This window comes from Stenotrophomonas sp. AN71 (assembly GCF_050435725.1).
Lineage (GTDB): Bacteria > Pseudomonadota > Gammaproteobacteria > Xanthomonadales > Xanthomonadaceae > Stenotrophomonas.
On sequence record NZ_JBNDKU010000006.1, the window covers coordinates 161,289 to 176,042 of the forward strand.

The window sequence follows — 14,754 nt, forward strand, 5'->3', positions numbered from 1 at the left end:
CAAAGCCAAAGCGAGTTTCCTGAGGGATGGCGGGGCACTGTGGATTTGCGGGGCCGCCGTAAACCCGTCCATGGGGGCTTGGTCGCCGCATCCATGCGGCTCACACCCCGCAAACCCACAGTACCCCGCCTTCGACAGGTTCAGGCGGCTGTTGGTAGGTGTCGACCTTGGTCGACACGGTAGATCCACGCCATGCGTGGATGAATCTCTGCCAAGGATCGAAATTGAGCTGGGGTCAGATCCGTTTTCCTGTGGAAAACGGATCTGACCCCACGCCATCAAGAGCAGCCAGCCAACCGCTTCTGCTTTTGCTCTTCTTATTTCTTCTACGTGGCTGATTGCCCCCGGAAACTGTCAGAGGACGGGCGGGGTGGGTTCGCGGGGGTGTCCGCGGCATGGATGCCGCGGCCAAGCCCCCAAGGACGGGTTTACGGCGTCCCCCGCGAACCCACCCCGCCCGGCCAACCACGGCTGTTGCTTTGAGCGACCAGCCACGAGGGGCTGCGCCGTTCGCAGGAACCCTCAGTCGTCCGCGGACACCGTGCGCCCCGACGCCCACGTACGCAGCGCCTCGACCTGTTCGGCCATCAGCACCGACAGCGGCCGCGTCGCGCGGATCTCGTTCATCAGCAGCTCGGTATCCAGCGGCCGGCCCTCGGCATGTGCCGCATACAGGCCAGCCACGATCGCCTGCTCGATTTCGGCACCAGAGAAGCCGTTGGCGGCGGCCGCCAGTGCCGGCAGCGCGAAGTCATCGGCATTGAGCTGGCGTCGCCCCAGGTGCAGCCGCAGCAGTTCCACGCGCACTTCGGGGCTGGGCAGGTCGACGAAGAAAATCTCGTCGAAACGGCCCTTGCGCAGCAGTTCGGCGGGCAGCTCGTGCACCTGGTTGGCGGTGGCGACGATGAACACCGGTGCCTTGCGCTCGGCCATCCAGGTCAGCAGGTAGCCGAGCACGCGGCGTGACACGCCGCCATCCTCGCCACCACTGGCCAGGCCCTTCTCGATCTCGTCCATCCACAGCACGCAGGGCGCCAGCTGTTCGGCCGAGGCCAATGCCTGGCGCAGGTTGGCTTCGGTCTCGCCGTGGTACTTGTTGTACAGCGCGCCCACATCCAGGCGCAGCAATGGTACGCCGAAGCCGGCAGCAGTGGCCTTGGCCAGCATCGACTTGCCACAGCCCTGCACGCCCAGCAGCAGCATGCCGCGCGGCGGGTCCAGCCCGGCCGGTGCCGAGCCGGCGATGAAGGCCACCCGGCGCTGGCTGATCCAGCGCTTGAGGCGGTTGGCGCCGGCCACGTCGCCGAAGCGCGCGCTGTCATGCTCGAAGAACAGGTGGCCGCTGCGGTTGAGCAGCTCGAACTTCAGCCGCGCCAGCTGCGGCAGGTCGTCGTCGCGCAGCGCGCCGTCGGCGTAGATCAGCTGGCGGGCGATGCGCCGGGCGTCGACCAGGCTCAGGCCCTGCAGGTTCTTCAGGATCTTCTTCACCGCCTCGCTGTCGACCTCGACGCGGCGGCCGCCGTGCTCGCGCGCATAGGCGTCGGCCTCCTCGCGCAGCATCTTCAGCAGGGCGTTGGCATCGGGCAGGCGCGGGTTGAAGCGCACCGCCAGGGCTTCCAGCTCGGCCGGCAGCTCGACCTTGGCGCCGATCAGCACCAGCACGTGTGGCTCGCTGTGGCGGCGCTGGATCAGGTCGCGCAGGGCGCGCTGGTGGCTGGCATAGCCCAGGTAGGGGTGGAAATCCAGCAGCAGGTAGACGCCACGCTGGTCGGCCTGGCGGATCATCTGCAAGGCGGCGCTGGCATCGGGGGGGCCGACCGGTGCGTCCTCGCGGTCCAGGTCGATACGGCGCAGGCCCTCGGTGATGGACCAGCGGTGCAGGGCCCGCCACACATGCATCAGCGTCTGCCGGAACAGCTCGACGATGCGGCCCTCATCCTGGGTCTCGATCACGATCAGGGGGGTATTGGCGCGGATCAGTGCGCTCAGGTCCTGCAGTTCGCTCATGCCGGTTCGATCCTTCGGGGGCGCCACGATAGCAAAGGCGATGGCGGCTGGTTCAGCACGGTGCTACCTCCCGTCACCACCGCCGGTGTACGCTCGGGGCACGTACCCGGAAGCGAGGCTGGCATGAAGACGATCCTGGTGGCCGGTTCCAAGGGCGGGGTGGGCAAGACCACCGTCGCCACCCACCTGGCCGCGTACGCGGCATTGCAGGGCAAGGCCACGGTGATCGCCGATGCCGACCCGCAGGGCTCCAGCACCCGCTGGGCACAGCGCCGTGCCGGGCTGGAAAGCGCGGTGCTGCCGATCGACGTGTATCGGAAGAAGCAGTGGGCGCAGAAGCTGCCCGACGGTACCGATACCGTCATCATCGACGCACCGGCCGGTGCGCTGGCCGACGATATCCCCCATTTCCTGGACGCGGCCGACGCCGTGGTGGTGCCGGTGCTGCCCTCGGCGTTGGACATCGAAGCCATTGTCGGCTTCCTCAACAGCCTGGCCCAGAACCCGCGCGTGCACAGCCGCAAGCTGCCGGTCGGCCTGGTCCTCAACCGTACCAAACCCTGGACCCAGACCTCGCAGCAGGCGCTGCAGATGCTGGCTGACTGGCCGTACCCGGTGGTCGCACAGCTGCGCGACAGCCAGAGCTACGTGGTCATGACCGGCCTGGGCCGCAGCCTGTTCGACTACCGTTCGGCCCAGGTGCGTGAGCACCAGGCCGACTGGGAGCCGCTGCTGTCCTGGCTGAAGCTGTAACGCTGCATCACTCTGTCTGCTGCACCCTCTACCCATGGAATCCCGCGATGCGTGAATTGATCCTGCTGCGCCATGCCCATGCCGAACCGGCCACCCCCGGCCAGGCCGACCTCGACCGGCCGTTGTCGCCGGTGGGGCTGGCCGAAGCCGAAGCCGCTGGCAAGTGGCTGAAGGAAAACAAGCTGCTGCCGGACTGCGTGCTGTGTTCGCCGGCGCGGCGCACCCGCGAGACCCTGGAAGCCGTGCTGTCCACCATCGGTTACGTGGAAAAGCGCCTGGAAGACCGGATCTACGAGGCGACCCCGGGCACCCTGGCGGCGCTGGTGGATGACCGCCGCGACCTCGACCGCGTGCTGATCGTCGGCCACAACCCCGGCCTGGAACGCCTGGTGGCGCTGATGACCGAAGGCACCAGTAGCGATTACCGCGGCATGCCGCCGGCCGGCATCGCCGTGCTCGGCTTCCCGCGCGAGGCGTCGATCGAGCCGGGTGTGGCCAGCCTGAACGCGTTCTGGTGGCCGTGATCCAATGAGCCTGGCGCGGCGCAGCCGCTTCCTGCTGCCCGCATTGCTGGCGTTCGGCCCGGCCTGGGCCGTGGCACCTCCCCCCACCCCGCTGCCGCCGGTGGTTGCCGAAGCGCCACGGGTGCTGCACCTGGATCTGCTGCGCTCGCGGATCGGCTTCGAGGTGCGCACCCGTTTCGGCCAGCGCATCGAAGGGGTGTTCCCGCACTTCGAGGGGCGCATCGAGATCCTCTCCGACGGCCGTCACCAGGTGCACCTGAAGATGTTCACCCGGTCGGTCGAGATCCCCGGCAAGGCGCGCTATACCGGTTGGATGCGCGGCGAGGAGTTCTTCGACGCCGGGCGTCACCCGGTGGTCGAGTTCGACTCGCTGCCATACTGGCCGGAGACGGTGGAACAGGGCGGCGACATCAATGGTCGGCTGACCCTGCGCGGCATCAGCCACCCCGAGTCGCTGCAGGTCGAGAAGGCGGAGTGCGCCCGACCCGGCTATGATTGCGATGTCGTCAGCCGCGGTACCGTGCAGCGAGGCCGGTATGGAATGGACAGCTGGCAGCTTGCCTTGAGTGACCGAGTGACCTTCGTATTGCGTGCGCGCCTGAGCGAGGCGCCGAAACCGTGAACTTCCTGCTGCGTGTACTGGCGCTGGCAACCGTGTTGCTGGGCAGCGGCTGCGCATCGCTGTCGCATGCCGAGCGCGACCGTGCCGAGGCCATCGCCGTGCAGGGGCGCTCGACCGTGGTCGACTGCACGCGCGCGGACCGTTGCGCGCAGGATTCGCCGCTGCGCGCACTGGCCGGGCGGGCCTTCACCGAATCCACCCCGGAACAGCCGCGCCACTACGCCACCCTGCTGGACGAGGGCGAGGGCGCGCTGGTGGCGCGCCTGAACCTGCTGCGCAGCGCCACCCGCAGCATCGACCTGCAAACCTACATCTTCGACAAGGACGACAGTGCCCGGCTGGTCATCGACGAACTGCTGGCCGCCTCGCGGCGCGGGGTGAAGGTGCGGGTGCTGATCGACCAGCTTTCGGCGATCTCCGACCTGCAGATCCTCGGCGCGCTGTCCGGCGCCCACCAGAACTTCCAGCTGCGGGTCTACAACCCGACCTTCGGCAAGGCCCGGTTGAACTACTTCGACTACGCCGGCAGCGTGCTGTGCTGCTTCCGCCGCTTCAACCAGCGCATGCACAACAAGCTGCTGGTGATCGACGATGCGATCGGCGTGGTGGGTGGCCGCAACTACCAGGACGACTATTACGACTGGGACCGCGAATACAACTTCCGCGACCGCGACGTGCTGATCGCCGGGCCGGAGGCACGGGCGATGGCCGCCAACTTCGATGCGTTCTGGCGCGCTCACCGCAGTGTGCCGGCCGAGCGCCTGAACGATGTCGGCCGCACGCTGCTGCGCGAGGGCGTGCCCACGCTGCCGCCGGCCAGCTTCCGGCGCCCCGAACGGGTGCAGCGGGTCAGTGCCGAAGCCAACGACATGGACTTCGTCACCCGTGCCTTCGTCGATACGGCCTTGCCGGTGGCGTCGGTGCGCTATGTGGCCGACCTGCCACGCAAGCACCGCCGGGAGAAGGCCGATGCACCGCTGGCCGGCCAGCACGTGACCGAGCCGCAGCTGGACGCGCTGATCGCCGGCGCGCAGAAGGAAGTGATCCTGCAGACGCCGTACCTGGTGCTGTCCAAGCCGGCGCAGAAGCTGTTCCGCGAGCTGCGCAAGCGTCCGCAGCCACCGCGCGTGGTGGTGTCCAGCAACAGCCTGGCGGCCACCGACAATCCGATCGTGTATGCGCTGTCGTACAAGTACAAGCGGCGCAACATGCGCGAACTGGGCTTCAACATCTTCGAATACAAGCCGTTCCCGCTGGATGCGCCGGTCGACTACCGCAACCTGCTGCCCGACCCGATCGCCGCGCCGGGTGGCGACGAGGACGATGGACGCAACCCGTTGCTGGGCGGCAGCGCCGCGGGCAGCAACGCGGGCGGCGGCAACGATGCCCCGCCGCCGGTCGCCACGCAGGGCCCGGTCAACCATCCGCGTACCGGCAGCGCCTACCAGAACGCGCGCGAACGCCGCCGCGCCGTCGGCAGTGAGGTCGAGACCCGCCTGCTGCGCACCGAGACCCGGCCCTCGTTCCTGGGCAGCAAGGCAGTCAACAAGCCGCTGCCGGTCACCCGCAAGGGCGCGCGCATGGGCCTGCATGCCAAGTCGCTGGTGGTCGACCGTCGCATCGGCGTGGTCGGTACCCACAACTTCGATCCGCGCAGCGAGAACTACAACACCGAAGGCGCGGTGATCATCGACGACCCGGTCTTTGCCGAGCAGCTGGCCGAGAGCATCCTGCGCGATACCCATCCGCAGAACTCGTGGACGGTGGCGCCGCGGGCCAAGCCGCCCGTGCTGTCGGGGTTGAACTACAGCGTCGGCAAGGCCTCCGAGGCGTTGCCGATCCTTGATTTCTGGCCATGGCGCTACGCCACCGACTACGAGTTCAAGCCCGGCCCGGACTGCGTGCAGCCACTGCCGCGGCAGGACCCGGATTTCCATCGCTGCTACGTCGCCGTGGGTGACTTCCCCGAGGTCAACGTCGGCCCGAAGTGGCTGCTGGTACGCATGCTCACCGCATTCGGCGCCGGCCTCGTCCCTATTCTCTGAAGGTGCCCGCATGACCCAGGTGTTCCGCGAAGCCGTTTCCCTCGAGCAGCTCAACACGCTCAGCCGCAACACCGCGATCGAATCGCTGGGCATCGTCTTCAGCGGTGCCGGCGACGACTGGCTGCAGGCCACCATGCCGGTGGACGAGCGTACCCGCCAGCCGTACGGCATCCTGCATGGCGGCGCCTCGGTCGTGCTGGCCGAGACCCTGGGCAGCAGCGCCGGCAACCTGTGCGTGGATACCGCCAAGCAGATCTGCGTGGGCCTGGAAATCAACGCCAACCATGTGCGTGCAGTGCGTTCGGGCACGGTCACCGGCACCGCCCGCGCGCTGCACGTGGGCCGCAGCACCCAGCTGTGGGAAATCCGCATCGAGGACGAACAGGGCCGCCTGGTGTGCATCTCGCGGCTGACCCTGGCGGTGGTGGCGGCCGGCCACGGCTGAGCCCTGGCTGGACCGGCGACGGCAGCGGAACCCAGCGTTCCCCGCCGATTGCCCCGGCCGATCGGTGTTATGGCCTAAATCGGCTGGCAGCGATGACGGCCCTCCGGTATCGTGCGCGGATGACTTCCCCCACTCCGGCCCACCGCGGCGGCGTGGCGCGTGTGTGCCGTTACCTGTACCGCGTACCGCTGCTGTTGGTCCACATCATCGTGTTCCTGCCGCTCATCCTGATCGGCATGCTTCCGCCGTGGGGCGAACTGCGTGTGGGCGAGGCAACCTTCGGCGCCAAAGTGGTCAACGGGTGGCAGGGCGGGCTCATGTGGATCTTCGGCTTCCGCCTGTCACGGGTTGGCCAGCCGCTGCCGGGTGCCGTGCTGTTCGTCGCCAACCACGTCAGCTGGGTCGACATCTCCATCCTGCACAGCCAGCGCATGATGGGCTTCGTCGCCAAGCGCGAGATCGCCAGCTGGCCGCTGGTCGGTTGGCTGGCCGCGCGCGGCCAGACCATTTTCCACCAGCGCGGCAACACCGAATCGCTGGGTGGTGTGATGCAGGTGATGGCCGATCGCCTGCGCGAAGGCAAGGCCGTCGGTGTGTTCCCGGAAGGGCGCACCCGTGGCGGCCACGAGGTCGGCCCGTTCCATGCCCGTATCTTCCAGGCGGCGGTTGAAACCGGCGTGCCGGTGCAGCCGGTGGCGCTGGTGTACGGTGTGAAGGGCGATGCGCAGACCATTGTCGCGTTCGGCCCGGGCGAGAGCTTCTTCGCCAATTTCCTGCGCCTGCTCGGTGAGCCGGCGCGACGTGCGGAAGTGCACTTCCTGGCGCCGATCGGTGCCCAGGACCTGGAAGGCCGTCGGCGCATCGCGGAGACTTCGCGCGCGCGCATCGTGGCGGCCATGAGTTCCGAGTGAGAGTGCGGTGGCCCTGATCCCGCCACCTGTCCTGGACGCCGGCACGCCGACGCTGCATGCGTCGGATTACCAGCCGCCGCGCTGGCTGCGCAATCCGCATCTGCAGTCGATGCTCAGCTCCAGCCGCATGCGCCTGCAACGCGGCCTGCTGCTGCTGGCCGCCACCGGCGCGGTCAGCGAAGAGCTGATACTCGACGGTGGCGATGGTGTGCGCCTGCAGGGCTGGCACAGCCATGTCGAAGGCCGCGAGCCCAAGGGCATCGCGCTGCTGCTGCATGGCTGGGAAGGCAGTGCCGAATCGAGCTACATGCGCATGGCCGCCGCGCGCATGATCGAGCAGGGCTTCGACGTGGTGCGGTTGAACTTCCGCGACCACGGCAACACCCACCACCTCAATCCCGGCATCTTCCACTCCAATCTGATCGACGAAGTGGTGCATGCCACCGGCGATATCGCCCAGCGCTGGCCGCAGCTGCCGCTGGTGGCGGCCGGCTACTCGCTGGGGGGCAACTTCGTGCTGCGTCTGGCGCTGCGCGCGCCGGCGGCCGGCGTGCCGCTGCTGCGCGTTGCGTCAGTGTGCCCGGTGCTGGATCCGGCGCTGACCATGGACAGCATCGAGAACGGTCCGGCGATGTATGACTGGTACTTCCGCCGCAAGTGGGCCGGCTCGCTGCGTCGCAAGCGCGACCTGTTCCCGGAACTGAGCGACTGCGACGACCATGTCCTGAGGCTGGACATCCGCGCGCTGACCGCGTGGCTGGTCGAGCGCCACACCAGCTTCGGCTCGCTGCAGGCCTATTTCGATGGCTACTCGATTGCCGGCGATCGCCTGGCCAGCCTGCAGGTACCGGCCGATATCCTGATGGCGCAGGACGATCCGGTGATCCCGTATGCGACCTTCAGCGACTGGCAGCTGCCGCGCCAGGCACATCTGGAAACCGCCTGCTGGGGAGGCCACTGCGGCTTCCTGGAAAACTGGCGCGGCGATGGCTTCTCCGAGCGCTGGGTGGCACAACGCCTGCAGCGGGTGCTGAAAGGCTGAACCGGCACGGGCGCGCAGGCCGCTACAATGCGGGTTTGCCCTTGAACCGGACCGCCATGCAAGACCAGATCATCCAAGCGTTGCGCCAGAACGAGGCCGGCCAGGCCGTGCAGCTGGCCCAGGCGTGGACCCATGATGAACCCGGCCAGGCAGAGGCCCACCGCTGGCTGGCGCTTGCGCTGCAGCAGCAGGGCAACGCCGAGGACGCGATGGAGGCCCTGCAGCAGGCGCTGCAGCTGGCCCCCGACGATGCCCAGCTGCACCTGCAGCACGCCGGCCTGCTGCTCGCCCTGCGCCAGTTCGATGGCGCCGGTGAAGCGCTGACCCGCACCACGGGGCTCGACCCGAACGCCTTTGCGGCATACCTGATGCAGGCCCACCTGGCGATCGGTCGCAACGATTTCGATGAAGCGCAGCGCCTGTCCACCCTGGCCTCGCGCGTCGAACCGGACCACCCGGAGCTGCTGACCATCGACGGCATGATCGCGCTGCGCCGTGACGATGCCGACCGCGCGCTGACGCTGCTGTCGGCCGCCAACCAGGCCCAGCCCAACGACACCCGCGTGCTCTACGCACTGGGCTTCGCCTACCTGGGCAAGAACATGCTGGCCTTCGCCGAGCAGGCGTTCCGCCGCGTGCTGGAACTGAACCCGGCCATCTCCTCGCTGCATGGCCTGGTGGTACAGCTGGCCATGCGCCAGGGCAACCTGGAGGCGGCCGCCGAAGCGATGCAGATTGCCCTGCAGCAGCAGGGCCAGGATACACCGTCGATGCGCCGTCTGGCCGGTGAGCTGGCGCTGCGCGGCGGACAGCCGCTGCAGGCGCTGGAGCACCTGCTGCCGCTGCTGGAATCGCTGCCTGACGACCGCGAGGTGCTGCAGCTGCTGCTGATGTCCTGGCAGCGTCTGGGCCGCGAAGACGAGGCGCGCGCGCGCTTGGATGCCGCCCTGGAGCAGCACCCGCAGCTGCACGACCTGTGGCTGGCACGACTGGCGGTGGAAGAGGTCGGCAGTGCCACCGCCGCCGCCACTGTCGAGCGCTGGATGGACGCGATGCCGGGCCACCTGCCGGCGCTGGAAGCGCGCCTGCGCCTGCACGACATGGTGGGCGAACACGCGCAGGCCGAAGCGATCGCCGAGCGCATCGTCAGCCTTGAACCGGGCCGTGTCAGCGGCGAAACCCGCCTGGTCGAAGGCCTGCTGCAACGCGATCCGGCTGCCGCGGTCGCCCGCGTGCAGGCGCTGATCGAACAGGCCGCCGAAGGTCACCGTGCCGATCTGCGCACCTGGCTGGGCGAAATCCAGGATCGCGCCGGGCAGCACGACGCCGCGTTGCAGACCTGGCTGGCACTGCAGGCCGAGCAGGCGCCGCAGCGTCTGCCGCTGCCGCCGCAGGCCAAGGCGCCGCCGAGCTGGCCGGACAAGGGTGAGATCGATGGTGATGCGAGCTCCGCGCCGATCTTCCTGTGGGGCGCGCCGGGTTCGGGCGTGGAGCGCGTGGCGACAGGTCTGGCGGCCGCCAGCCCGGTACTGCGCAGCGACCGCTATACCTCCAACGCGCCCGACGATGCTTTCCAGAACTACCACACGCTGCAGGACCTGGCGTCCGGCGTACTGACCCCGGAACGGCTGGTGCAGCGCTGGCGCGAGCAGCTGCCGTCGCGTGGCGTGCAGGACGATGCGGTCATCGACTGGCTGCTGTGGTGGGACAACGCCCTGCTGTGGGCGCTGCGTCCGCAGCTGCCCCAGGGCCGCCTGCTGGTGGTGCTGCGCGATCCGCGCGACATGCTGCTGGACTGGGTCGCCTACGGTGCCGCCGCACCGCTGGCGATGACCTCGCTGGCCGACGCCAGCGAATGGCTTGCGCGTGCGTTGGCCCAGGTCGCTACCCTGCACGAGGAGGACCTGTACCCGCAGGTGCTGCTGCGCATCGACCAGATCGGCAATGATCCGCAGGCGATGGCCGAGCTGCTGGGGCGCCTGTTCGAGCGGCCGATGCCGCCGGCGGCGCAGCTGGGCGCACCGCGTTTCCCGCCGGGCCACTGGCGCAACTACCGCGACGTGATGAGCGCCGCCTTCGCCAAGCTCACCCCGATCGCGGTGCGCCTGGGTTACCCGGAAGAGTGAGGAGACGCCGATGCAACTGAGCAGCCACAGCCTGACCAACGCTGCACCGATCAACCGCGAATTCGCTGCCGGTGATGCCGCGGGCTTCGCACCGGACCGCAATCCGCACCTGGCCTGGCGCGACGTGCCGGAGGGCACCCGTTCGTTCCTGCTGGTATGCGTCGATCCGGACGTGCCGACCGTGCCGGAAACGGTCGGCCGCAGCGACATCAGCGTGCCGCGCGACCAGCCGCGCTGCGACTTTGTGCATTGGGTGATGGCCGATATCCCGGCGTCTGTGCACGAGATCGCCGCAGGCAGCTGCAGCGATGGCTTCGTGGTGAAGGGCAAGACCGCTCCGGCCGGTCCGGCCGGCAGCCGCCAGGGCCTGAACGACTTCACCGGCTGGTTCGCCGGCAACCCGGACATGGCCGGCGATTACCTGGGCTATGACGGCCCGTATCCGCCGTTCAACGACGAACGCCTGCACCGCTACTTCTTCCGCGTGTTCGCACTGGACGTGGCGTCGTTGGAACTGCCTGAGCGCTTCACTGCCGCTGACGCCTACCGCGCCATGCATGGCCACGTGCTGGCCGAAGCCGCATTGCACGGCACCTACACGTTGAACCCGGCACTGGGCTGACGCCCTTTGCAGCGTCGAGCATGGTTCGACGCTGCATAACGAAGAAGGGCGGCCTTCCGGCCGCCCTTCCATCGTTTTACTTCTTCTCGATGGCCGACTCGACCACCATGTCCAGCACGTACGCCTGCGACGGCGCATCGGCCGGCGGGTTCTTCACTTCGTAGCGCTTCACGCGCACCACGTTGCGCACGCCGTCTTCGTGGGTGTAACCCTCGATGTTGCCGTAGAAGTTCTCGAACTTGCCCGGCTCGCCCTGCTTCAGGCCCTTGTCGTCGAACTTCACTTCACGCACCTGCAGGCACTGGTAGTTGGGGATCAGCGGGTGCGAGCACTTCTCGGTCCTGGCGGCCACTTCCAGGAACACGGTTTCGCCGGCGCCGCCGTAGCGGGTTTCAGCGGTCGGTTCCGGGGTGAACACCAGCACGTCGCCCTTGGCGGTGGTCAGGGTCAGCTTGCCGTCGGCATCCTGCTCGGCTTTCAGCTCGCCCTGCAGGCGGCTGGACACGGCCTCGTCCAGCGCCATCAGCGCCTTGTCGGTGCAGGCCATCATGGTCGAGGCCATCGCGCCCACGGTGAGCTTGCCGTCGGCCAGGCTGTAGCTGCCGCCCATGTGGTTGCAGGCGTTGCTGACCGACAGGCGGCCATCGGCGAAGTCCAGGGTGACCGGCTTGTCTTCGCGGGCGAACAGCGCGTCGATGCGCTTGCCGTCGGCGCCGGTGGCCTGCTGCAGCAGCCAGTGCTGGCTCTGCAGGCGCTGCGCATCCAGGTGCGCCAGCGTCTGCTGGTCCGCTGCCTTGGCCGCGGCCGGGGCCACGTCGTCGCCACCGGTGCCGGCCGGTGCCGGAGTCTGGCTGCAGGCGGCCATCAGGGCCAGCGGGAGGAGCAGGGTGAGCTTGCGGTTCATGGTGATTCTCCTTGGGGAACCGTGGGGGAAACGGGGTGGGGCCGGCAACGGGGTTGCCGCACCCCGGCGCTGTTCAGCTGCCGGATGGCAACCACAGCAGCAGCGCCGCGCCCAGCGCGATGCGGTAAACGGCGAAGGCGGTGAACCTGTGCGACTTGATGTAGCCCATCAGCCACTTCACTACGACGAAGCCGGTGATGGCCGCGGCAACGAAGGCCACGCCCACGTCGGTCCAGTTCTCGCTGCCCAGCTTTCCGGCCTTGGCCATTTCCAGGAAGGTGTACGCGCTGGCGGCGAACATGGTGGGGATGCCGACCAGGAACACGAACTCGGCGGCGGCCGCGCGGCGGCTCAGACCCAGCAGCATGGCCAGGAAGATCGCCGAGGCCGAGCGCGAGGTGCCGGGGAATACACCGGCCACCACCTGCGCCAGGCCAACGCCGATCGCCACCGTCCAGGTCACCTGGTCACGGTCAGGCAGGCGCGCGGTGTAGGCCTCCACCAGCAGCATCCAGACGCCACCGATGATCAGTGCACAGGCGACCGGGCTGACTGTTTCCGGCAACGACCAGCCGGCCTTGCGCACCACCAGTCCAACCACGGCGGTGACCAGGAACGCCGCACCCAGCTTGAACACGTAGTCGCGGTTTTCGCGCTGGTTGAAGCCGGTGGCCAGCTGCAGCAGGCGCTGGCGGAACACCAGCACCACGGCCACGATCGCGCCGGCCTGGATGACGATGTTGAAGAAGTCCGAGCGGGCACCCAGCCAGTGTTGGGCGATGAGCAGGTGGCCGGTGCTGGAGATCGGCAGGAATTCGGTCAAGCCTTCGAGGATGCCCAGCAGCAGGGCGGAGAGCAGGTCGGACATGGACAGTGCGTGCACGCGCGGCGGAAGGAAGAAGGTCGAGAGGATAGACGATCCGCACTGCACCAAACGGGTGCGTCTGCTGCCTGGCGCACCCGTTTGGTGCGCGTCGGTTCGCACCGCTCCGGGGCGGTCTTTTTGAAATCAATGACTTGCGGCTACGCAAAAGTTGGCACGGTCGTTGCTGTACCTCAGCAGGCATTCATCCCCATCCGAGGTCGTACCGATGTCCGTGGAAAACGTTGAGAAGCTGATCAAGGACAACCAGATCGAGTTCGTCGATCTGCGTTTCGTCGACATGCGTGGCGTCGAGCAGCACGTGACCTTCCCGGTCAGCATCATCGAGCCGTCGCTGTTCGAAGAAGGCAAGATGTTCGATGGCAGCTCGATCGCCGGCTGGAAGGGCATCAACGAGTCGGACATGGTGCTGCTGCCGGACCCGGCCAGCGCCTACGTGGATCCGTTCTACGCCGATCCGACCATCGTGATCAGCTGCGACATCCTCGATCCGGCCACCATGCAGCCGTACGGCCGCTGCCCGCGCGGCATCGCCAAGCGCGCCGAGGCCTACCTGAAGTCCTCGGGCATCGCCGAAACCGCCTTCTTCGGCCCGGAGCCGGAATTCTTCATCTTCGACTCGGTCCGCTTCGCCAATGAAATGGGCCACACCTTCTTCCAGGTCGACTCCGAAGAAGCCGCCTGGAACAGCGGTGCCAAGTACGACGGCGCCAACAGCGGCTACCGTCCGGGCGTCAAGGGTGGTTACTTCCCGGTGCCGCCGACCGACACCCTGCACGATCTGCGCGCCGAAATGTGCAAGACGCTGGAACAGGTCGGCATCGAAGTGGAAGTGCAGCACCACGAAGTGGCCACCGCTGGCCAGTGCGAGATCGGCACCAAGTTCAGCACCCTGGTGCAGAAGGCCGACGAACTGCTGCGGATGAAGTACGTCATCAAGAATGTCGCCCATCGCAACGGCAAGACCGTCACCTTCATGCCCAAGCCGATCGTCGGCGACAACGGCAGCGGCATGCACGTGCACCAGTCGCTGTCCAAGGGCGGCGCCAACCTGTTCTCCGGTGACGGCTACGGCGGCCTGAGCCAGCTGGCACTGTGGTACATCGGCGGCATCTTCAAGCACGCCAAGGCCATCAACGCCTTCGCCAACTCGGGCACCAACAGCTACAAGCGCCTGGTGCCGGGCTACGAAGCACCGGTGATGCTGGCCTACTCGGCGCGCAACCGTTCGGCCTCGTGCCGCATTCCGTGGGTGTCCAACCCGAAGGCGCGCCGCATCGAAATGCGCTTCCCGGATCCGATCCAGTCCGGCTACCTGACCTTCACCGCGCTGATGATGGCCGGCCTGGACGGCATCAAGAACCAGATCGACCCGGGCGCACCGAGCGACAAGGATCTGTACGACCTGCCGCCGGAAGAAGAGAAGCTGATCCCGCAGGTCTGCTCTTCGCTGGACCAGGCGCTGGAAGCGCTGGACAAGGACCGTGAGTTCCTCAAGGCCGGCGGCGTGATGAGCGATGACTTCATCGACGGCTACATCGCACTGAAGATGCAGGAAGTGACCAAGTTCCGCGCGGCCACCCACCCGCTGGAATACCAGCTGTACTACGCCAGCTGACCGGTGGCGATGGCGGTGGGCTTCCCCCTCCCACCCGCCGCCATCGCTTCCGTTTTCGCGGCTGGGGAGCCGCGGTCAGATCGGGGTCGGATCCCTTTCATCTACGAATGGGCGCTGACCCCTGATCCAGGGGCAAGAGAGAGACCGGATACGCGACCAGGGCCGCCCTCCCTCCCGCGTCGGTCGTGCAAGGAGAGAGGCACGGCCGTCCCGGCCCTGTACGTGTCCGGTGCAACAGCCTGGGCCATCACC

The 14,754-nt window shown here is 67.8% G+C and carries 13 protein-coding genes; 10 read left to right on the top strand and 3 right to left on the bottom strand.

Annotated elements, in window-relative coordinates; translation table 11 throughout:
- Window positions 1-522: 522 nt before the first annotated feature.
- The gene (locus ABH900_RS11730; RefSeq protein ID WP_429623018.1) at window positions 523-2,007 is read right to left on the bottom strand and encodes an AAA family ATPase; all 1,485 of its coding nucleotides are present in this window, start codon (window positions 2,005-2,007) and stop codon (window positions 523-525) included.
- 123 nt (window positions 2,008-2,130) lie between these two features.
- Between ABH900_RS11730 and ABH900_RS11735 the strand changes: the two genes are divergently transcribed.
- The 9 genes from ABH900_RS11735 to ABH900_RS11775 all read left to right on the top strand — a co-directional run bounded on the left by ABH900_RS11735 (window position 2,131) and on the right by ABH900_RS11775 (window position 11,097).
- The gene (locus ABH900_RS11735) at window positions 2,131-2,760 is read left to right on the top strand and encodes an AAA family ATPase (protein WP_429623019.1); all 630 of its coding nucleotides are present in this window, start codon (window positions 2,131-2,133) and stop codon (window positions 2,758-2,760) included.
- Between the two features lie 47 nt (window positions 2,761-2,807).
- Window positions 2,808-3,284 carry a SixA phosphatase family protein gene (locus ABH900_RS11740; RefSeq protein WP_429623020.1) on the top strand — a complete coding sequence of 159 codons (477 nt, stop codon included), beginning with the start codon at window positions 2,808-2,810 and terminating at the stop codon, window positions 3,282-3,284.
- Between the two features lie 4 nt (window positions 3,285-3,288).
- Window positions 3,289-3,906 carry a YceI family protein gene (locus tag ABH900_RS11745; protein ID WP_429623021.1) on the top strand — a complete coding sequence of 206 codons (618 nt, stop codon included), beginning with the start codon at window positions 3,289-3,291 and terminating at the stop codon, window positions 3,904-3,906.
- Window positions 3,903-5,951, top strand: coding sequence for a phospholipase D family protein (locus tag ABH900_RS11750; RefSeq protein WP_429623022.1), 2,049 nt, complete (start codon window positions 3,903-3,905; stop codon window positions 5,949-5,951). Before ABH900_RS11745 ends, ABH900_RS11750 begins: the two co-directional genes overlap by 4 nt.
- Before the next feature lie 10 nt (window positions 5,952-5,961).
- On the top strand, window positions 5,962-6,396 hold the full coding sequence (locus ABH900_RS11755) for a hotdog fold thioesterase (protein ID WP_429623023.1): 435 nt from the start codon (window positions 5,962-5,964) through the stop codon (window positions 6,394-6,396).
- Between the two features lie 119 nt (window positions 6,397-6,515).
- Window positions 6,516-7,307, top strand: a complete 792-nt coding sequence (locus ABH900_RS11760; RefSeq protein ID WP_429623024.1) for a lysophospholipid acyltransferase family protein — start codon at window positions 6,516-6,518, stop codon at window positions 7,305-7,307.
- A 52-nt stretch (window positions 7,308-7,359) separates the two neighbouring features.
- Entirely contained in the window at window positions 7,360-8,349 is a 990-nt protein-coding gene (locus ABH900_RS11765) for a YheT family hydrolase (protein ID WP_429623134.1), read from the top strand.
- 56 nt (window positions 8,350-8,405) lie between these two features.
- Window positions 8,406-10,475: a tetratricopeptide repeat protein gene (locus ABH900_RS11770; RefSeq protein ID WP_429623025.1), complete on the top strand. Its 2,070-nt coding sequence runs from the start codon at window positions 8,406-8,408 to the stop codon at window positions 10,473-10,475.
- Between the two features lie 10 nt (window positions 10,476-10,485).
- The gene (locus ABH900_RS11775; RefSeq protein ID WP_429623026.1) at window positions 10,486-11,097 is read left to right on the top strand and encodes a YbhB/YbcL family Raf kinase inhibitor-like protein; all 612 of its coding nucleotides are present in this window, start codon (window positions 10,486-10,488) and stop codon (window positions 11,095-11,097) included.
- A 76-nt stretch (window positions 11,098-11,173) separates the two neighbouring features.
- Here ABH900_RS11775 and ABH900_RS11780 read toward each other — a convergent pair whose 3' ends face one another.
- Both ABH900_RS11780 and ABH900_RS11785 read right to left on the bottom strand, forming a co-directional pair.
- Window positions 11,174-12,001 (bottom strand): META domain-containing protein, encoded by an 828-nt coding sequence (locus tag ABH900_RS11780; RefSeq protein WP_429623027.1) that lies wholly within the window; start codon window positions 11,999-12,001, stop codon window positions 11,174-11,176.
- 73 nt (window positions 12,002-12,074) lie between these two features.
- Window positions 12,075-12,869 carry an undecaprenyl-diphosphate phosphatase gene (locus ABH900_RS11785; RefSeq protein WP_429623028.1) on the bottom strand — a complete coding sequence of 265 codons (795 nt, stop codon included), beginning with the start codon at window positions 12,867-12,869 and terminating at the stop codon, window positions 12,075-12,077.
- Between the two features lie 223 nt (window positions 12,870-13,092).
- Between ABH900_RS11785 and glnA the strand changes: the two genes are divergently transcribed.
- Window positions 13,093-14,502, top strand: a complete 1,410-nt coding sequence (gene glnA, locus ABH900_RS11790) for a type I glutamate--ammonia ligase (protein ID WP_429623029.1) — start codon at window positions 13,093-13,095, stop codon at window positions 14,500-14,502.
- The last annotated feature ends 252 nt before the right edge of the window (window positions 14,503-14,754 follow it).

Bases quoted from the DNA above. Each gene is read 5' to 3' on its own strand.
- ABH900_RS11775 (WP_429623026.1), top strand. From the start codon at position 10,486: ATGCAACTGAGCAGCCACAGCCTGACCAACGCTGCACCGATCAACCGC.
- ABH900_RS11770 (WP_429623025.1), top strand. From the start codon at position 8,406: ATGCAAGACCAGATCATCCAAGCGTTGCGCCAGAACGAGGCCGGCCAG.
- ABH900_RS11785 (WP_429623028.1), bottom strand. From the start codon at position 12,869: ATGTCCGACCTGCTCTCCGCCCTGCTGCTGGGCATCCTCGAAGGCTTG.
- glnA (WP_429623029.1), top strand. From the start codon at position 13,093: ATGTCCGTGGAAAACGTTGAGAAGCTGATCAAGGACAACCAGATCGAG.
- ABH900_RS11780 (WP_429623027.1), bottom strand. From the start codon at position 12,001: ATGAACCGCAAGCTCACCCTGCTCCTCCCGCTGGCCCTGATGGCCGCC.
- ABH900_RS11760 (WP_429623024.1), top strand. From the start codon at position 6,516: ATGACTTCCCCCACTCCGGCCCACCGCGGCGGCGTGGCGCGTGTGTGC.
- ABH900_RS11740 (WP_429623020.1), top strand. From the start codon at position 2,808: ATGCGTGAATTGATCCTGCTGCGCCATGCCCATGCCGAACCGGCCACC.
- ABH900_RS11735 (WP_429623019.1), top strand. From the start codon at position 2,131: ATGAAGACGATCCTGGTGGCCGGTTCCAAGGGCGGGGTGGGCAAGACC.
- ABH900_RS11745 (WP_429623021.1), top strand. From the start codon at position 3,289: ATGAGCCTGGCGCGGCGCAGCCGCTTCCTGCTGCCCGCATTGCTGGCG.
- ABH900_RS11730 (WP_429623018.1), bottom strand. From the start codon at position 2,007: ATGAGCGAACTGCAGGACCTGAGCGCACTGATCCGCGCCAATACCCCC.
- ABH900_RS11755 (WP_429623023.1), top strand. From the start codon at position 5,962: ATGACCCAGGTGTTCCGCGAAGCCGTTTCCCTCGAGCAGCTCAACACG.